Consider the following 18,170-nt stretch of genomic DNA (forward strand, 5'->3'; position numbering starts at 1 on the left):
CAACAACGCCGGCGGCACCGTCAGCGTCGTTTCGTCCTTCGTCCGCGGCACCGGCGGCGCGGTCTCCATCAAGACCACCGACTATTCGCTCGGCGCCACCAACACGCTGTTCGACGGCACGACCACGGGCGGCATCCTTGGCGCCAATGGTGCGAGCTCGGGTAGCTCGATCTACGGCTTCACGATCGGCGCCGGCACGACGCAGGCCAACGTCGACAACCTGCTGACGGACGTCGAAACCGCACTGACGAGCATGACGACGCTCGGCTCGCAGCTCGGCTCGCTTCAGCAGCGCGTCGACATCCAGACCGACTTCGTTTCCTCGCTCAGCGACTCGATCGACTCCGGTATCGGCCGCCTGGTTGACGCCGACATGGAAGAAGAATCTTCCAAGCTTACCGCTCTGCAGACCCAGCAGTCGTTGGCGATCCAGTCGCTGTCGATCGCCAACTCTTCTTCGCAGAACATCCTGCAGCTGTTCCGCGGCTAATATTAGGGCGCCTTCGGGCGCTCCACAGAAGAGATGCCGGCGCACCCGGCGGGTACCGTTCAAAGCCGCGCTCCTCGAGCGCGGCTTTTTTAATGCCTGTTAACTGACCGTTAACCAAACTTGTGTTTTCTGCCATGAACGAAACGGTATGTTAACCAAGCTTAAGAAGCGGTTAGCGGCATGACGCTGATTACTGTTCCCGGCGGCGGACCGGAATGTCCCTTTTTCAATATTAGCCAGCAAGGGGCGATAATTTCATGACCAGCATTTTGACCAACGTGGCGGCAATGTCCGCTCTTCAGACGCTCCGCAGCATTAACGGCAACCTCGAGGACACGCAAAACCGTGTTTCGTCGGGTTACCGTGTCGCTAAGGCCAAGGATAACGCCGCCTACTGGTCGATTGCGACGACCATGCGTTCCGACAACAAGGCCCTCTCGGCTGTGTCAGATGCACTTGGTCTCGGCGCTGCGAAGGTCGATACTGCTTACTCGGCCATGGACAGCGCCATTGATATCGTCAGCGAGATCAAGGCCAAAATTGTCGCAGCGACGGAAAAGGGCGTCGACAAGACCAAGATTCAGGACGAGATCGGGCAGCTTCAGCAGCAATTGCTGAGTGTGGCGCAATCAGCCTCGTTCTCCGGTGAAAATTGGGTCGCTGGGAATACCACGAAGAGCGTCGTCTCCTCGTTCGTCCGCGACGCCAATGGCCAGGTGTCCGTGCAGACGACCCAGTACGTTCTTGATGATACCTCGAACGGCAACGTGCTTTTCGGCATGACGACATCAGGATCGATCGACACGGCGACCGGCATTATTGGTACCTCTTCAGGCAGCGTCGGCTCTATCTATGCCATGGATATCACGAGCTTTGGTTCCACTGATATCGATCTCGCTCTGACGACTGTAGAATCTGGCCTTAGCGCACTCACCAAGGCAGCATCGCAGCTTGGGTCGATCTCCACCCGTATCGACCTGCAGGAAAGCTTCGTTTCCAATCTCAGTGACTCGATCGACTCGGGCGTCGGGCGCCTTGTCGACGCCGACATGGAAGAGGAATCGAGTAAGTTGACCGCATTGCAAACACAGCAGCAACTGGCGATCCAGTCGCTGTCGATCGCAAACTCCAGCGCTCAGAACGTTCTCACGCTGTTTAAGAGCTAATAACTCAAACTCGTATGGTTGAGATCGAAAGCCGCGTCCGTTAACGCGGCTTTCTCTTTGTTTTGAAGCGATAATCAAGATTGCGCGAGGCTTGCGACACCGATCTTGACGCTCTTGCGCCCGCAGCCAGCCTTGGTTAACTTCGCTTAACAGTTGATTTGTTTTAGCGACAAGCCGGCTTGGGGGACCAGCCGGGGGCATGACGCCAAGTCAGTCGCTGCCGGTTGCCGGCCTGTCCCGTTTCCCTACTTAGAGCAGAAAAATGACCTATAAAATTACCGGCTCGGCACAGGTAAACGCCCTCGCGGCGCTGCGCATCATCAACAAGAACGTCGCAACGGTTCAGCAGCAGGTTTCCTCAGGCTATCGTGTCGAAACGGCCGCGGACGATGCAACCTACTGGTCTTATGCGAGCGTGATGCGCTCAGACAGCAATTCGCTGCAAAACATTCACGATGCGCTCGGCGTCGGCGCATCGAAGGTCGATACCGCCTATACCTCGATGGAAAGCCTGATTGACCAATTGGGCGATATCCGCAAGACCCTGGTGGCGGCCAAGGAGGCGGGCGTCGACAAGACCAAGCTCAATACCACCCTGACAGAACTGAAGGGTCAGTTGCAGACGACAGTTCAGTCGACCAACTTTGCCGGCGAAAACTGGCTCCTAAACAGGGACCCCTCGCTTCCAACCTCGCGCTCGGTGATTGGTGGCTTCGTGCGCGGCACGAACGGTGAGTACCAGGCGCAGACGATCAGTTATCCGGCTGACCAGACCGTGATGATCGACACGACCGACGCCAATCGCGGCCTTCTCACGAAGACGGTCGACGCGAACACGCTTAATTCGGACGGAACCTCGACGGCGCGAAACTACTATCTGCTGAATGCCGGTTCGACGACGGCCGCTAGTGGAACCGAGATAGCGCTTGACGCAAATACCACCAGCGAGCAAGTGACCGACATGCTGGCCGTGGTCGACTCTCTCCTGTCGCAGTTGACGGCCACGGCTGCCGGCCTCGGCACGATGAGCGCGCGCATCAGCGATCGCATTTCCTATACGGCGGACATGTCCGATGTGATTGACAAGGGTGTCGGGGCGCTCGTTGACACCGACATGGACGAAGCGTCGACCCGCCAGACAGCGTTGTTGACGCAACAGAAGATGGGCGTTCAGGCGATTTCGATCCTGAACACCGCCGCCAGCAAAGTGCTGATCCTGTTAAAATAGTTTCGGGGGCGCAGGTGAGATCGTTTGGGCTGCCCTTCATCCTCGCGCAAGTTTGACTGCCTAGTTTCGATATAGGGGCGCAGTGCGGAAACTGTGCTTGATGGATTGTCAGTTCATGATGGGGCGCGGCATGTCGCAATCTTCTGCAGCGAGAGGGTGGATTCGGTGAGCGCGCAGCTTTCTCGATACCTCAAGGATTTCGGCGAGCCGGTCGTTGTCGCGCCCGCCTTGGACGCGGATGATTTCGCCAACGACTTCGGCACCCTTGCTGACATTGCCGCCGAACCGACTGTCGATGTCGAAGCTGAGCGCCACAGCGCTCACGCTGAAGGCTATGCCGAGGCGACTGCGACGCTGACGCAGAAGTATGAACTGGAAGCCCAGACGGTTGCCCTCGTTCATCAACGCGAGATAGACGAACTTCGCGACCGATACGACGTCGAGATCGCCGCGCTGATCGCCTCCCGGCTCGACACTATGGCGAGCGAGGTTGCCACGCTTGTTAGCGCCACGGTCGCAAAGGCGCTGGCGCCAGTCATGACCGACGTTCTGTCGCAAAAGGCCGCCGTCGATCTAGCCGGTATCCTTCAAGAGGCGATGCTGGAAGGTGATGTCGGCACCGTGACGGTCAAGGGGCCAGCCCGGCTGTTTGATGTGCTGCAGTGCTCACTTGGCGAGAAAGCCGGCCTTCTGCGCCATCATGAAACGAGCGATGTCGACCTGACAGTCGAACTTGGCGATGCCGTCCTTGTCACGCGGATGTCCGCCTGGGCGACGAGCTTGAAGAAAGTTCTGTAATGAGTGATAGCGAAAACCACCACCACGGCAAGAACGAGATCATCATCGTCAAGCGGCATGGCGGCGGTGATCACGACGGTGCTCATGGTGGCGCCTGGAAGATCGCCTATGCCGACTTCATGACGGCCATGATGGCGTTCTTTCTCGTCATGTGGCTGGTCAACGCCGCAAACGAGGAAACCAAGGCCTCGGTCGCGACTTACTTCAATCCAATTAAACTCGCCGACGAGAAGCCGACGGAAAAAGGCTTGAAGAAGCCTGTCGACCAGGCTGATGGTGACCAGAAGCAGGACAAGTCGAAAGAAAAAGAGGACGAGCCGACCAAGGGTGCTTCGGCCGCAAACGGCGACGACCAGACCTCGACATCCGGCGACCAAACCAACTACTCGGAAGCTGATTTCTTCGAGAATCCCTATTCGGTCCTGGCCGAGATCGCGCAAGAGGTCGGCCAGCAGGCAAACGTCAGCGCCAAAGGCGAGGGCGGCGCCAGCGACTCCGGTCCGGCAACCGGCGCCGATGGTGGTCAGGCCTATCGTGATCCGTTCGATCCGGACTTCTGGACCAAGCAGGTCGAAGTGACCCACGCCGACAAGAAGCGGCCGGCTTCGAGCGACGCTCCTGCCGATGGCGCGGCTGATGCCACGGAAGTTGCCAAAGCGGTAACTGAGACGCCGGCGGATCCGACGAAGGCCGCCGATGCCGGCGATGCTCCGGACAGCCAAGCTAAGGAAACCGCAAAGACCAAGTCGCAACACGCTGCGTCATCCGTGGAAACGGCTTCTGAAAATGCCGAGGGCAAGGAAATGCCACAGAGCCAGGCGCAAAGGGCCGGCGAGCAGAAGCAGGCCGCGGATCTGCAAAAGGAAATTGCCCAGCAAATCAGCGGCGTTGCCGGCAAGCTCGCCGAAGGTTTAACGGTGACACCGTCCGAGGGCGGCCTCCTGGTCAGCATTTCCGATCAGAGCGACGATTCCATGTTCAACATTGGATCGGCCGTTCCGCGCAAAGAGATGGTGCTTGCGATGGAAAAGATCGGTGAGATCTTGAAGAGCAAGCCAGGCGCGATCGTCATCCGCGGTCACACGGACGGCCGTCAGTACAAGGGCGAGAACGAGAACTGGCGCTTGTCCATGGATCGCGCCCAGGCTGCCTACTATATGATCGTTCGCGGTGGTCTCGACGAAAAGCGGATATCGCAAGTCTCTGGCTTTGCTGATCGCAAGTTGAAAGACCAGGCGGATCCGTTCAACGCCGCCAACAGGCGTATCGAAATATTGCTGCAGGCGGATCAGGGATAATCCATGGTTCGTCACCACCGCCATCTTCTGCTTCTGATTCTCAGCCTCGCGGCAAGTTCTGCTAACGTCGCACGGGCGGAAGATCAGGAGGACATTGCGCCTTACAAGATGCTGCGGTCACTGCAGTTCGTGCAGGATTCTGTCGTGCTTGGCGATCACTCCGCCGCTGAAATGCAGCGCTTTATGCTCGGTACGATCGATCAGCGGCTGCGCACCATCGATCCGGCGGTTTTTGACGACGCCAGAAACGTCGACGCAGCGCTGATCTATGCGATGAGTGGCGGCAATCCCGAGACGCTCGAATATCTTGTCGCTCGCGATGTGAACGGTCGCTTCGACAATCGCGTCAGCGATGTGTTGCGGAAGTATCTGAGCGGCAAGGGCCTGCTTGTGGCCAAGAGCCTTGTCGAGACCGCCAACGAGTACGAGGACAAGAAAATTGGCCCCTATCTTGCGCTGGTCGGCGGCAACGTCACCATCGCCAAGAGCCCGATGGAAGCGTTGAAACTGTACGACCAGGCGCGCCTCAATGCACCGGGCACGATCGTCGAGGAGGCGGCGCTACGCCGCTCGGTATCGATCTGCGTCGAAGCCGGGATGGTGGACAAGGGACTCGCTTATTCGCAGCGCTATGTGCGCCGCTTCCTGCATTCGCCCTATGCCAGTCAGTTTGCGGATCTGTTCGTCAAGCTGCTGGTCAATCATGATCATGAGGTAAAGCCCGACGACGTTGTCGATATCCTCTCCTTCATCGATGAGGCGAGGCAGCGCGAGATCTATCTGCGCATCGCCCGCGCCGCTGCGATCGCCGGCAAGGGCGATCTCGCGCGCATGGCCGCGGCGCGCGCCCAGACGCTTGCGGGTGACTCCGACAACGCCTTTGGCGCGCTTGCGGATTTCTACGGCGGGATGGCGGCGATCTCGACGGACAAGATTGATACGGCTGCGAGAAATATCGCATCCATTCCCGACCAGGAGCTGTCGCCACGCGATCAGGCTCTTAGGGCGGCAGCAAAAGCCATTGCAGAACAAGTGCTTCGTCCGCCGGACCCGGCAAGCTTGACGCAAGCGACGACCCCTAAATCTTATGGTCAAGAAATTACGTCTGAACAGGCAGCGGGCTCACCGGAAGCGGAGCAGGGAGAGATACCAAATCCCGTTCCAGGTCCTGTTGTCGGAGACGCGGCTGCACCGCCACCATCCAATGTTGGGGGACAGCAGGGCGCCGACCCGTCATTCAGCGCATTCGTGACGTCAAGCCGATCGCAGCTTGATGCGATCGACGGCCTCTTGAGCAAAGAAAGTAATTGAGATGATGGACATCAGCGTTTCGGGGGGAGCGTCCGGAGCAGGGGCTGCCTCCGCGGTCGGCACCGGCCGTCCGACGGGCAGCGGCGATGCGAATGCAGGCGGGTTCTTCGATGTGTTAAACAACGCTGGCGGAAACCCGGCCGAGCAGCCCACGACCAGTCAGCATTCTGGCAACGGCAGCGCTTCCACCACGTCGCCTCACGCGCGCACGAAGGCGATGATCGATCTCGGCAGCACCTCCTTGGCTGCGCAGACGGAGATGAAGGAAAAGACGACTGGGTCGGCCGACAAGGAGACCAAAAAGGCTGAGCGTGACCCGAAGGGCAAAGGCAAGCAGGCTGATGCCGCCGAGACGACGGACCTTGCCGATAGGCTGGAGGATGAAGCGACGGCACATGCGGTCAAGGTCACCAGGCCGGCTAAGGACGAAGGCGCCGGGGTGACCGAGGTCAAGAAGGGTGCGGAAGGCGATGACACCCTCTCAGACGTGCTGAACCTCTTGAAGCAGGTGCCGACCGACGGATCGGCGGCGGCAGCGTTCGCTGCATTAGCTGCCACAAGCCAACAGGCTGACGGCAGGGAAACGGCTGATCCGAAAGAAAAGTCCGGTTTGAGTATCAAGCCCAAGGACGAAACGTCTGCTGACGCAGCTCGCGCTGGCATCGATACGGCTGCCGACACCCAGGTGCCAGGCACAGAGGTCGAAGGCGATATTGACCCCGCGACATTCCGGCTGCGCCGCGCCGACGGCAGCGGTCAGCCGATGGACATGCACCTTGGCATCGACAAGGATGCCGCCGATTTCGGCGGGAAGGGCAACATCGAAACCGTCTCCGTTATGGATTCGCGCCGCTACATCGGGCTCGCACAGAACACCAATTCTGCTGCGGTGACGGCCGCGATCTCAGGCGACCCGGAGTGGGCCCACGCCATGCAGCCGACATCTGCCCTGTCGAACGCGGCTGAGTGGACGAGCACTGGCAAGGTGGTGAATACGCTGAAGATCCAGATGAACCCGATCGACCTTGGTCTGGTCACCGCCACAATGCGACTGCAGGGCGACGCATTGAACGTCGACCTGAAGGTTGAGACAGGAGCGGCCTATCGTCAGCTCAAGGAAGATCACGGCAAGATCATCGAGGCGCTGCGCAGCCAAGGCTACGCGATCGATAATGTGACGATCAGCATGGCGCCCGTCAACCGCTCGGACGCCAGCAATCAGACGGGCGGGCAGAGCCAGCACCAAGGCCAGACGTTTGCTCAGCAGGGTCAAGGCGGCGAGGCGCGAGAACGCCAAAATCAATCAGGGCAGCGAACTGGCGGAGGCTTCAATGGCTCGGGCGAAAGCGGTGTTGAAAGCGCTTCTTCTAGCGTCGTTGGCGGCGGTCGCACTGGCGACGTCTACCTCTAGCGCGCAGGCCTCCAATAGCGCCTGTGAGCAGGAGATCCAGGCGGCGGCGCTAAAGTACGGCATCCCCGAGGGCATTCTCTATTCGGTTGGTCTGACCGAAACCGGACGCAAGGGATCGCTCTATCCTTACGCGCTGAACATCGAAGGAAAGGCCTTCTTTCCACCCTCCGAACAAGACGCCCTGAGGCAGATCGATGTGGCGCGCAAGTCAGGCGCGAAGCTCATCGACATCGGCTGCATGCAGATTAACCAGTACTACCATGGGGAGAATTTCCGGTCCGCGGAGGAGATGTTCGACCCCCGCCGCAATGTGGAATACGCGGCACGGTTCCTGCGCAATCTCCATGATCGTCACGAAACATGGACGATGGCAGTCGCCCGCTATCACGCCGGACCGAACAACGACCCCGCTCAGAAGCAGTATGTCTGCCGAGTGATCGCCAATTTGGTCGCCACCGGCTACGGCAAATGGACTCCCAATGCGAGCAACTTCTGCCTGAATTGATTCAATCAGTAATGGCAGGAAAAAGAACAAAACAGAAATGTGTCATATTGTGGCGAGAATCTGTCCCAATGTGGCAAGGCAAGTCACATTTTATTCTTCGTTAACTTTTCCACGAAATATTTGTGTGCATAATTTTTGCGAGCTACTACATCTAGATCAAATCGCGCCTCAATTCTTAATCAACTATTAATTTCTGCCAGTGAGTTCCTACAGCTTGTCCCGGAATCGCGCGATTCGTACCCATAGAGCATCGAGGTACCACAAGTGATTCGGAGGCGGACGAATGATCGTAGTGGTTGATGAGCGTGAGCTCGTGAAAGATGGTTACACTTCACTTTTTGGACGGGAAGGCATCCCTTCCACGGGGTTTGATCCAAATGAATTCGGCGAATGGGTTCAGACGGCGGCGGACTCCGACATCGCGGCTGTCGAGGCATTCCTGATCGGGCAGGGGCGTCAGAATTTCGAGCTGCCGCGCGCAATTCGCGACCGGACCATGGCGCCAGTTATTGCCGTCAGCGACCAGCCGTCGCTCGAAAACACGCTTGCACTTTTTGATTGCGGCGTCGACGACGTCGTGCGCAAGCCGGTTCATCCGCGTGAAATCCTGGCCCGAGCCGCCGCCATCCGGCGCCGACTGAAAGCGATTTCCAGCCACACCGACATCGGCGCGATCCGCGTGTTCTCCGACGGTCGTGATCCGGAGATTCACGGCGAAGTCTTTGCGCTTCCCCGTCGCGAGCGCCGCATCCTGGAGTATTTGATCGCAAACCGCGGACGTCGCGTCACCAAGACGCAGATCTTCAATGCGATCTACGGGATTTTCGACGAGGAAGTCGAAGAAAACGTCGTTGAGAGCCACATTTCGAAGCTGCGCAAGAAGCTCCGGAAGAAGCTTGGTTTCGATCCGGTCGATTCGAAGCGCTTCCTTGGTTACTGCATTGATTGGAACTGATTTTTCAGACCGGGCCGCATTGCCTGGATCTAGTCGGTTATTCTCTCGACGATGCTCCAGCCCCAGACAGCTTCACGCAAGGCCCGCCAAATACTCTCAAGCCTACTAAGGGAATCGAGGTTTTCAGATGAGCATTTTTGGCAGCATGAAGACGGCCGTGTCAGGCATGAACGCCCAGGCGAACCGCCTCAGCACCGTCTCCGACAACATCGCGAACGCCAACACAACGGGCTACAAGGCCGTCTCGACGGCCTTCTCATCTCTGGTTCTGCCGTCGACCTCGGGCAACTACAATTCGGGCGGCGTCCAGACGTCCGTTCGCCAGTCCGTTTCCGAGCAGGGCGATATTTCCTATACGACGTCCAGCTACGATCTGGCGATCTCTGGTGATGGCTTCTTTATCGTGCAGAGCCCCGATGGCGTTCCGGTTCTGACCCGCGCCGGCGATTTCACCAAGGACGACGAAGGCAACCTCGTCAACTCCGCCGGCTTCAAGCTAATGGGCTATTCCTACGACGCCGGGGCGCCGGCCGTTGTTGTCAACGGATTCTCAGGTCTCGTTCCGATCAATGTCAACCAGTCAGGTCTGACTGCGATCGCCTCGACGACCGGCACGTTCTCGGGCAACCTGAATTCGAACGCGAACGTCGCGGCAGCCGGCCTGCCAAGCTCCAACACGGCGCCGATTACCAGCGACACCAAGCAGATGTCTATGGTCGGATATGACACGCTCGGCAACACGGTTCAGTACGACTTCTACTTCACCAAGACGGCAGCGATCACGCCCCCGCCCGCCGCTCCGGGTGTTGCGAACACATGGGAAGTTGCGGTCTTCCGACACGCGGACGCGGCAACAGGTGGAACGTCATCATTTCCCTATGCCGGGGGAGCGTCCGCTCTCGTTGGCTCGACGAATTTGACCTTCGACGCAAACGGCAAGATGGTCAGTTCCGGCGCGCTTACCATCAACGACCCGGTCACGACAGGTTCAATCGCCATGGACCTCAGCGGCTTTACGCAGCTCGCCTCCGATTTCGCCGGCAAAGGTACGCCGGACGGTCAGGCAGCCAGCCCGGTAAAGGATGTCACAATCTCCAAGGATGGCACCGTCTACGCGAAATATTCCGACGGCACCTCGAAACCGATTTACCGCATTCCGCTGGCAACTGTCGCTAGCCCCGACAACATGACGCTGATGAGTGGCAACGTCTACAGCGCCAACGGCCAGTCTGGTGTTACTGTGACCGGCTTCCCGCAGACGAACGGTTTCGGCACGATCCAATCCGGCGCGCTCGAGAGCTCGAACGTCGACCTCGCCGGCGAACTGACCGAGATGATCGAGTCGCAGCGCAGCTACACCGCCAATTCCAAGGTGTTTCAGACAGGATCCGACATCATGGACGTTCTCGTCAACCTCAAGAGATAAGTAGGGTTCGGATAAGCCATGTCGCTCACTTCCGCACTGAATACTGCACAGAGCATATTCAACACCACCGGCACTCAAAGCAGTGTGGTATCGAACAATATCTCGAACTCCAGCAACAGCGACTACGTGCGCCGACAAGCGATGGTCACCACGTCGCTGAACGGCGCGCAGGTTGTAAAGATCAGCCGCGCGCAGGAAGATGCCCTTCTCAAGCAGTGGCTGAAGGCGAGTGCGCAGGATAGCGGCCAGCAGACGTTGCTGAGCGGCCTGACCGACCTAAAGTCGATCATGGGCGGTAACGACTACGAGACCTCGCCTGCGACCTACCTGTCCACCTTCAAGGAAAAGCTACAGGCTTTTCGGACATCGCCGAGCAGCACGATCGCAGCGCAAAGCGCAGTCACCGCGGCGCAGGATGTGGCGAATTCACTGAACAGCGCATCGAAATCCGTTCAGGCAGTTCGCCAGAGTGCGGATAAGGACATTGCGACAAAGGTCTCAACGCTCAATACGCTCCTCGCCCAGTTCAAGACCGCCAACGACGCGGTCAAGAGCGAGACGGCGACCGGCGGCAATCCAGCCGATGCGCTGGACGAGCGCGAGAAACTCCTGAAGCAGATTTCCTCGATCGTGGGGGTCAACGCGGTTGATCGTGAAAACGGCGACATGGCGCTTTACACGACCGACGGAACCGTCGTTTTCGACACGATACCGCGCACCGTGACCTTCGTTGCGCAGGACACCTACACCGCACAGACCAAGGGCAACGGCGTTTATATCGACGGCGTCCAGCTTGCGATGGGCACCGGGTCGACGACATCGGCCCAGGGAAGCCTCCAGGCGCTTCTTCAGGTCCGTGATGACATTGCGCCGAAATTTCAGTCTCAACTGGATGAAATCGCAAAGTCACTTGTGTCTATGTTCTCCGAAAGCGACGGGGCTACGCCTGCGACGACGGCGCCCGGTCTGTTCGTCTGGAAGACCTCGACCGGCGCCCCCGGGGGTGTGCCGACGACGACTGGCGTAATCGACGGGATTTCCGCAACCATCTCAGTCAACATCAATGTTCAAACCGGGGTGATCAACCCAGCAACTGGCTTGTCGGGCGACCCGATGAAGTTGCGCGATGGATCAATCTCCGGCGTCACAAACCTTAATCCGACGGGCAAAACTGGCTTTTCCGACAATCTGGACGCGCTCTACACGGAGATGGGCACGGCTCAGACCTTCTCGTCGAACGCAGGCCTCTCGTCCAACGTCAGCATCATGGATTACGCTTCGAATTCGATCGGATGGCTTGAGCAGTATCGAAGCGACGCGACAACCGCGTCCGAGAATACTTCGGCGGCTCTCTCGCGTTCGACGGAAGCTTATTCGAATGAGACCGGCGTCAATCTCGACGAAGAACTGACGCTGCTGCTCGACATTGAGCAGTCCTACAAGGCGGGCACGAAGATCCTGAATGCCGTCGACGAAATGTTGAAGTCATTGCTGGACATAGCGAGTTAAGCCATGAAGAGTTCATTTATTTCTAGCTCTGCCATTCAGAATGCAATGCGATTGACCATCCGCCAGTCGCAGAAGCAGTTGGTCAGCTCGTCTCTCGAAGCAACGACCGGTGTTTACGCCGATATCGGCGCCTCCCTGGGTTCGGGCGCGGCCAAGAGCGTGAATTTCACAACTGAAGTCAGCCGTATAGCAGCTCTCAAGGGCAGCAATTCTGTTGTTTCCGCACGCCTCGAGGCTTCGCAGCTCGGCCTTGATAGCATGAAGACTGCGGGTGATGCCCTCGTCTCGAAACTGACTGCGCTTCAGGGCAGCCAGGATACGACCAGCATTACGGTTGCCAGGCAGTCGGCGGGCGATGCGCTGTCGCAGCTGATGGATACGGGTAATTCGATGCTCAACGGCGAATACCTGTTCTCTGGCATTAATACCGACGTTCAACCGATGACCGACCAGTCGAGTGTTGCAACGACCGCAATCCAGACGAACCTGGAAGCCTATGCGAGTGGTCTCGGCAAGACCGTGAGCTCGCTGACGGGCACTGAGATGGAAACCTTCATCACGAACTTCGTTGAGCCGATGTTCTCGCAGGACACGTTCAATGGCACGTCGACGCCGATCGCCTTCCCGCCTCCGGGAGCACCCACGCCGGTTGCGCCCGCAGCCTATGTGACGCCACCCGCTTGGAGCGACTGGTCCAGCGCGTCCAACCAGAACATGACGAGCCGTATCAGCAACTCGGAAGTCGTAACGTCCTCGACCAATTCCAACTCGGATGGCATGCGCTACTTCGCCCTGGCTTCGATTACGGTTTCGGCCCTGGCCGGCCAGGGCCTAGGTGCAGATGCCTTGGGCACGGTCACCAAGAAGGCGATCGGCTACGCCGCCCAGGCGACCACGGGCATTGTCACGCAGGCCAGCCAGCTCGGCCTTTCGCAGGAGCGCGTCGAGAAGGCCAACGATGCCCTCGATGCGCAATCAAGCATCATTCAAAACAAGCTCGTTGATCTCCAGGGCGTGGATACGTCGGAAGCGTCAACGTTGGTCAACACTCTCCAGACCCAGCTGGAGACCGCTTATACGATCGTATCGAAAATCCAGCAGTTGAGTCTCGTGAATTACCTTTGATGATCAAGGGTATGAAAGACAAAGAAGGATGCATGAATGTATCAGTTCTCTTACTCCGAGATCATGGAGGACTCGGTGGCCGATGCGAAGGAGCGGGAGCGTCAAGTTCTCGACCGGTCCATCGAGCTGCTGTCGATTGCACGGGACAAAGAGAAATACAGCCGGGAAGCCATTGATGCATTGTTCTACACCCGGCGTGTTTGGGTGAGTTTCATCGAGGATCTCAAGCATCCGGATAATCAGCTTGAAATCCAGCTGCGTGCCAACCTCATCTCCATCGCCATCTGGATCTTGAAGGAGTGCGATCGGATCAGGCGCAGGCAGTCGACGAATTACCAAGGCATTATCGACGTTACCACCATCATCAGGGATGGACTAAAATGAAAAGCACACTTCGTATCTCGCTAAAAGCCGGGGAAAAGATCTTCATCAATGGTGCGGTTTTGCGCGTTGACCGGAAGGTCGCGCTTGAATTCCTGAATGATGTAACCTTCCTTCTCGAAAACCACGTTCTTCAACCCGAAGACGCAACAACGCCGCTGCGCCAGCTCTACTTCATTGCGCAGATGATCCTGATCAATCCCGAGGGCAAGGAGCAGTCGACGGCGATGTTCCGCAAGTCGATCACGATGCTGCTGACCTGCTTCCGGAACGAGGAGGTGCTTGCCGAGCTAAAGCGTATCGATGGTCTCGTCTCGACCGGGCGTGCATTCGACGCCTTGAAAGCGATACGTGGTCTCTACTCGATCGAAGACAGCATCCTCAACAACCACGAAATGCCGCCGACAATGGTCGAGCAGATTCGTAAGGAGATCGCACCATGGCGGTAAGCGGGGTTTCAAGCACGTCGAGCACATCATCGTCGTCGAGCCCATCAAGCGCGCAGAAGTCGGCGACGCTGAACTACGATAACTTCCTTCAGTTGCTAATCGCGCAGATGAAGAATCAGGATCCGACGGACCCGGTGGACGCCAGTGAGCAGATGTCCCAGCTTGCTAGCTTCTCGCAGGTCGAGCAGACGATTCAGACGAACAGCAAACTGGATACGCTTCTTGCGAGCTCGAGCCTGACGCAGGCGGGCAGCTACATCGGCAAATACATGACCAGTGCCGATGGCAGCGTGAAAGGCACGGTGGCTTCGGTCAAGGTTTATTCCGACGGAATTATCGCGACGACAACCGACGGCCAGAGTATTCTTGTGCAGGCGGGAATCACCCTGTCTGACAAGGCTCCGACGACGTCGAGCTAAATGCAATTGCGAAGCGGTTCGGTCGGTTGGGCGAACCGCAAGGCGATATGAGGTTGCCTGACGATGAATGAAGCTGACGCTCTTGACCTTTTCCAGGCCGCGATCTGGACCGTCCTTGTTTCCGCCGGCCCAGCGGTTGGGGCAGCCATGATAGTCGGTCTGATCATCGCGCTGTTCCAGGCGCTGACGCAGGTTCAGGAAGCAACGCTTACCTTCGTTCCGAAGATCGTGGCCGTCCTCGTCACCATCGGCATCTCGGCGCCGTTTGTCGGGTCACAGATTTCAATTTTTACCAATCTGGTGTTTTCGCGCATTCAGTCGGGCTTCTGAGCCACCTTCGCGCAAGCTTCGCCATTTAGTTCTCGTTCCGAATTGGTGGGCATCATGCCCGCACCTCTCATGAAGAGACGGAACAGAAATGGCGCAACCACCCGCACTCCCCCTTCCGAAAGCCGGACTTAGCGTACGCGATATCGGTTTTGCCCTTGGCATCATCGTCATCATCTGCGTGCTGTTTCTGCCGATCCCGCCATTCCTGATCGATATGGGGCTCGCCTTCTCAATCGCTCTCTCGGTGCTAATCCTGATGGTAGCACTGTGGATTCAGAAACCGCTCGATTTCTCGTCTTTCCCGACCATCCTTCTGATCGCGACGATGACGCGCTTGGCGCTCAACATCGCGACGACGCGTGTGATTCTCTCGCACGGCAACGAGGGGCATAATGCCGCGGGCGGCGTCATTGCAGGCTTTGCAAGTCTTGTCATGTCCGGCGACTTTGTGATTGGTCTGATCGTTTTCCTGATCCTGATCACCATTAACTTCATCGTCATTACGAAGGGCGCCACGCGTATCGCGGAAGTCGGCGCTCGTTTCACACTCGATGCGATCCCCGGCAAACAGATGTCGATTGACGCGGACCTTTCGGCCGGCATCATCGATGAGAAGGAAGCCCAACGCCGTCGCAAGGAACTGGAAGAGGAAAGCTCCTTCTTCGGCGCCATGGACGGTGCATCCAAGTTCGTTCGCGGTGACGCGATTGCCGGTTTGCTGATCACTTGCATCAACGTTTTCGGCGGCATCATTATCGGTTACTTCCGCCATGGAATGCCGATCTCCGAAGCCGCCGACGTCTTCGTCAAGCTCTCGGTCGGCGACGGCCTCGTCTCACAGATGCCGGCGCTCATCGTTTCGCTCGCGGCCGGCCTTCTGGTATCGCGCGGCGGCACCGTCGGTTCCACCGAACAGGCGGTCGTCAACCAGCTGAGCGGCTATCCGCGCGCGCTTTCGGTATCGGCGGTTCTGATGGCGATCCTCGGCCTGATGCCGGGTCTGCCGTTTGTCCCCTTCATGTTCCTTTCCGGTCTTCTGGCCCTCGGCGCATGGTTCATTCCTCGTCAGGTCGAGGCCGAGAACAGGGCTCGCCGCGAGCAGGAAGAGAAGAAGGTCGTTCAGAACAAGGAGCTCGAAAAGGAGTCCGTCAAGTCGGTGTTGCGCACCTCGGAAATCGAACTCGCGCTCGGAAAGATGGTATCAACGCGCCTGCTCGGCGCTCACCAGGAACTCGCCTTCCGTGTCGGCAAGATGCGCAAGAAGTTTGCGACGCAATACGGCTTTGTCGTTCCGGAGATCAAGGTCACCGACGACATCGGCATCGCCGAGAAGTCCTATCATATTCGAATCCACGGCACGACGGTGGCTTCCAACATGCTGCGCGTGGGCGAAGTTTTGGTGGTCACCGGCTCCGGCCGCAAGCCAAGCGTTCCGGGCGACGAAATTCGCGAACCAGCCTTCGGAATGCCGGCGGTATCCGTTCTTGAAGCCTTTGCGGAAGACCTGAAGCGCGAAGGGTTCCAGCCGATCGACAACGTTTCCGTCGTGCTGACGCACATGAGCGAAGTCATCCGTAACAACCTGCCGGCGCTTCTGTCCTACAAGGACGTGAAGGTCCTGATTGATAGGCTCGATCCGGAATATAAGAAGCTGGCTGACGAGATCTGCTCATCGCATATGTCTTACTCCGGCCTGCAGGCCGTGCTGAAGCTACTTCTTGCCGAGCGCGTGTCGATCCGCAATCTGCATCTCATCCTGGAAGCCGTCGCCGAACTTGCGCCGCATGTCCGCAAGACCGAGCAGATCGTCGAGCACGTTCGTGTTCGCATGGCCCAGCAGCTATGTGGCGACCTCGCCGACAACGGCGTGCTTCGCGTGCTGCGGCTCGGCAGCAAATGGGACCTCGCCTTCCATCAGGCGCTGAAGCGTGACAACAAGGGCGAGATCATCGAATTCGACATCGACCCGCGCATGCTGGAGGAGTTCAGCGAGCAGGCCACAAAAGTTATCCGTGAATTCATGGATCGCGGTCTCCCATTCGCCCTTGTCACCTCACCCGAAACACGCTCGTATGTGCGCATGATCATCGAACGCTTGTTCGCAACGCTGCCGGTCTTGTCTCATGTCGAGTTGGCCAAGGGCATCGAGATAAAGATACTGGGCTCGATTTCATGATAACCGACCCGCAAGGGACCGTCCTGGCGCTGTTCCTGATCTTCTGCAGGATCGGCGGCTGCGTCTTGGCAATGCCGGGCTTTTCGTCTGCGCGTGTCCCGACGCAATTGCGGGTTTTTATTGCCGGTGGCCTGTCCCTTGCGATTCTGCCTGTTCTTTGGGACACCGCCTACCCGATCGTCCACACATCGAACGCCACTTATATCGGTTACATCTTCAGCGAATCGCTAATCGGCGTCATGTATGGCATGCTCGCCCGTCTCTATACGCTCGGCCTGCAGTTTGCAGCCAGCGTCATCGCAATGATGATCGGATACACCCAGCCGAGCGCGGGAGATATCTTCGAAGATACACCCGAAACCAGCCTTTCTGGCTTCATCACCTTTGCCGGCATGATGATCCTCTTCATGATGGACTTTCATCACATCGTGTTCCGGGCATTGGTCGATTCCTACTCCTCGATGCCCTTCGGGGGCGTCATGCAGATGCGCAGTACGCTCATCTCGTTCGCCGACACGCTGTCATCGACATTCATGATCATGCTGCGGCTCTCCAGCCCCTTCTTGATCTACGGCCTGATGTTCAACATTGCCATTGGCTTCATCAACAAGCTCGCGCCGCAGATCCCGGTATACTTCATATCGACGCCGTACCTGCTTCTCGGCGGCCTCTTCCTCTTCTACTTCTCCGTGGCAGCGCTGGTGAGCCAGTTCGGCCAATCCTTCGCCAGCGTGTTCATCGGTAGGTAGGCCATGGCGGACAAGACGCGCTCGCAGAAACTGAAACGCCTCGTGGCGGTTCAACGTCATCTGGAACAGATGGCCGAATTCGATCTCGCCGAAACCAGCCGTCAGCGGGTGGAAGTCAACGAGCAGATGGACAGCGTCATCCTGGCGCTTGGTTCCATGGACCCGGTCCATCACGCCTTTTCGCAGGGCTATGCGGATCGTTTCAACCGGCTCGGCATCAAGGACAAGCAGCTGACCGGCATGCAGCAGATTCACGAAATGCGCGTTGTTCAGGAGCGTGCCAAGGGCGACCGGCTGGAAGAGGGTATGCGCGAGGCGCTCGAGTCTGAACGCCGGGAAGCAGACGACAACGCAGTCTATGATCTCATCGATCAAAAGTTCGGGACGCCAGCCTCCAGCAAGCTTCAAAAATCATAATCGTCACAATCTTAAGCAAGAGGATTG

At 58.1% G+C, this 18,170-nt stretch carries 19 protein-coding genes; all 19 read left to right on the forward strand.

Features of this window, described 5'->3' with window-relative positions:
- Nucleotides 1-490: flagellin (locus BN77_RS07435; RefSeq protein WP_280109929.1), on the forward strand; the 490-nt coding region annotated here is incomplete at its 5' end.
- A gap of 257 nt (nt 491-747) precedes the next feature.
- Entirely contained in the window at nt 748-1,656 is a 909-nt protein-coding gene (locus BN77_RS07440; protein WP_007530105.1) for a flagellin N-terminal helical domain-containing protein, read from the forward strand.
- Between the two features lie 262 nt (nt 1,657-1,918).
- A complete protein-coding gene (locus BN77_RS07445; protein ID WP_007530107.1) occupies nt 1,919-2,884 on the forward strand; it encodes a flagellin N-terminal helical domain-containing protein in 966 nt (321 codons plus the stop codon).
- A 165-nt stretch (nt 2,885-3,049) separates the two neighbouring features.
- Complete coding sequence (locus BN77_RS07450; protein WP_007530109.1) at nt 3,050-3,682, forward strand: hypothetical protein; 633 nt, start codon at nt 3,050-3,052, stop codon at nt 3,680-3,682.
- Nucleotides 3,682-4,980: a MotB family protein gene (locus BN77_RS07455; protein WP_007530111.1), complete on the forward strand. Its 1,299-nt coding sequence runs from the start codon at nt 3,682-3,684 to the stop codon at nt 4,978-4,980. The genes BN77_RS07450 and BN77_RS07455 overlap by 1 nt, the downstream gene beginning before the upstream one ends.
- A 3-nt stretch (nt 4,981-4,983) precedes the next feature.
- Entirely contained in the window at nt 4,984-6,291 is a 1,308-nt protein-coding gene (gene motC, locus BN77_RS07460; RefSeq protein WP_007530113.1) for a chemotaxis protein MotC, read from the forward strand.
- Nucleotide 6,292: 1 nt separating this feature from the next.
- Entirely contained in the window at nt 6,293-7,702 is a 1,410-nt protein-coding gene (locus tag BN77_RS07465) for a flagellar hook-length control protein FliK (RefSeq protein ID WP_007530114.1), read from the forward strand.
- Nucleotides 7,644-8,207, forward strand: coding sequence for a transglycosylase SLT domain-containing protein (locus BN77_RS07470; RefSeq protein ID WP_040676854.1), 564 nt, complete (start codon nt 7,644-7,646; stop codon nt 8,205-8,207). The genes BN77_RS07465 and BN77_RS07470 overlap by 59 nt, the downstream gene beginning before the upstream one ends.
- Nucleotides 8,208-8,490: 283 nt before the next feature.
- Complete coding sequence (gene rem, locus BN77_RS07475; RefSeq protein ID WP_007530119.1) at nt 8,491-9,162, forward strand: transcriptional activator Rem; 672 nt, start codon at nt 8,491-8,493, stop codon at nt 9,160-9,162.
- A gap of 127 nt (nt 9,163-9,289) precedes the next feature.
- A complete protein-coding gene (locus BN77_RS07480; RefSeq protein WP_007530121.1) occupies nt 9,290-10,588 on the forward strand; it encodes a flagellar hook protein FlgE in 1,299 nt (432 codons plus the stop codon).
- Nucleotides 10,589-10,606: 18 nt separating this feature from the next.
- A complete protein-coding gene (gene flgK, locus BN77_RS07485; protein WP_007530123.1) occupies nt 10,607-12,097 on the forward strand; it encodes a flagellar hook-associated protein FlgK in 1,491 nt (496 codons plus the stop codon).
- A gap of 3 nt (nt 12,098-12,100) precedes the next feature.
- Nucleotides 12,101-13,222, forward strand: a complete 1,122-nt coding sequence (locus BN77_RS07490) for a flagellar hook-associated family protein (protein WP_081593531.1) — start codon at nt 12,101-12,103, stop codon at nt 13,220-13,222.
- A gap of 36 nt (nt 13,223-13,258) precedes the next feature.
- Nucleotides 13,259-13,606, forward strand: coding sequence for a flagellar biosynthesis regulator FlaF (gene flaF, locus BN77_RS07495; protein ID WP_007530128.1), 348 nt, complete (start codon nt 13,259-13,261; stop codon nt 13,604-13,606).
- Nucleotides 13,603-14,052 (forward strand): flagellar biosynthesis repressor FlbT, encoded by a 450-nt coding sequence (flbT, locus tag BN77_RS07500; RefSeq protein WP_007530130.1) that lies wholly within the window; start codon nt 13,603-13,605, stop codon nt 14,050-14,052. Before flaF ends, flbT begins: the two co-directional genes overlap by 4 nt.
- Entirely contained in the window at nt 14,043-14,471 is a 429-nt protein-coding gene (flgD, locus tag BN77_RS07505) for a flagellar hook assembly protein FlgD (RefSeq protein ID WP_007530132.1), read from the forward strand. Before flbT ends, flgD begins: the two co-directional genes overlap by 10 nt.
- 63 nt (nt 14,472-14,534) lie before the next feature.
- Nucleotides 14,535-14,801 (forward strand): flagellar biosynthesis protein FliQ, encoded by a 267-nt coding sequence (gene fliQ / locus BN77_RS07510; protein WP_007530134.1) that lies wholly within the window; start codon nt 14,535-14,537, stop codon nt 14,799-14,801.
- Between the two features lie 88 nt (nt 14,802-14,889).
- A complete protein-coding gene (gene flhA, locus BN77_RS07515; protein WP_007530136.1) occupies nt 14,890-16,977 on the forward strand; it encodes a flagellar biosynthesis protein FlhA in 2,088 nt (695 codons plus the stop codon).
- On the forward strand, nt 16,974-17,726 hold the full coding sequence (fliR, locus tag BN77_RS07520) for a flagellar biosynthetic protein FliR (RefSeq protein ID WP_007530138.1): 753 nt from the start codon (nt 16,974-16,976) through the stop codon (nt 17,724-17,726). Before flhA ends, fliR begins: the two co-directional genes overlap by 4 nt.
- Nucleotides 17,727-17,729: 3 nt before the next feature.
- Nucleotides 17,730-18,143 (forward strand): hypothetical protein, encoded by a 414-nt coding sequence (locus BN77_RS07525; RefSeq protein ID WP_007530141.1) that lies wholly within the window; start codon nt 17,730-17,732, stop codon nt 18,141-18,143.
- Nucleotides 18,144-18,170: the final 27 nt, after the last annotated feature.

It is taken from the genome of Rhizobium mesoamericanum STM3625, from assembly GCF_000312665.1.
Classification (GTDB): Bacteria; Pseudomonadota; Alphaproteobacteria; order Rhizobiales; family Rhizobiaceae; genus Rhizobium; species Rhizobium mesoamericanum.

Coding starts and splice junctions, on each gene's coding strand:
- BN77_RS07440 (WP_007530105.1), top strand. CDS start 748: ATGACCAGCATTTTGACCAACGTGGCGGCAATGTCCGCTCTTCAGACG.
- BN77_RS07445 (WP_007530107.1), top strand. CDS start 1,919: ATGACCTATAAAATTACCGGCTCGGCACAGGTAAACGCCCTCGCGGCG.
- BN77_RS07455 (WP_007530111.1), top strand. CDS start 3,682: ATGAGTGATAGCGAAAACCACCACCACGGCAAGAACGAGATCATCATC.
- motC (WP_007530113.1), top strand. CDS start 4,984: ATGGTTCGTCACCACCGCCATCTTCTGCTTCTGATTCTCAGCCTCGCG.
- BN77_RS07465 (WP_007530114.1), top strand. CDS start 6,293: ATGATGGACATCAGCGTTTCGGGGGGAGCGTCCGGAGCAGGGGCTGCC.
- rem (WP_007530119.1), top strand. CDS start 8,491: ATGATCGTAGTGGTTGATGAGCGTGAGCTCGTGAAAGATGGTTACACT.
- BN77_RS07480 (WP_007530121.1), top strand. CDS start 9,290: ATGAGCATTTTTGGCAGCATGAAGACGGCCGTGTCAGGCATGAACGCC.
- flgK (WP_007530123.1), top strand. CDS start 10,607: ATGTCGCTCACTTCCGCACTGAATACTGCACAGAGCATATTCAACACC.
- BN77_RS07490 (WP_081593531.1), top strand. CDS start 12,101: ATGAAGAGTTCATTTATTTCTAGCTCTGCCATTCAGAATGCAATGCGA.
- flaF (WP_007530128.1), top strand. CDS start 13,259: ATGTATCAGTTCTCTTACTCCGAGATCATGGAGGACTCGGTGGCCGAT.
- flbT (WP_007530130.1), top strand. CDS start 13,603: ATGAAAAGCACACTTCGTATCTCGCTAAAAGCCGGGGAAAAGATCTTC.
- flgD (WP_007530132.1), top strand. CDS start 14,043: ATGGCGGTAAGCGGGGTTTCAAGCACGTCGAGCACATCATCGTCGTCG.
- fliQ (WP_007530134.1), top strand. CDS start 14,535: ATGAATGAAGCTGACGCTCTTGACCTTTTCCAGGCCGCGATCTGGACC.
- flhA (WP_007530136.1), top strand. CDS start 14,890: ATGGCGCAACCACCCGCACTCCCCCTTCCGAAAGCCGGACTTAGCGTA.
- fliR (WP_007530138.1), top strand. CDS start 16,974: ATGATAACCGACCCGCAAGGGACCGTCCTGGCGCTGTTCCTGATCTTC.
- BN77_RS07525 (WP_007530141.1), top strand. CDS start 17,730: ATGGCGGACAAGACGCGCTCGCAGAAACTGAAACGCCTCGTGGCGGTT.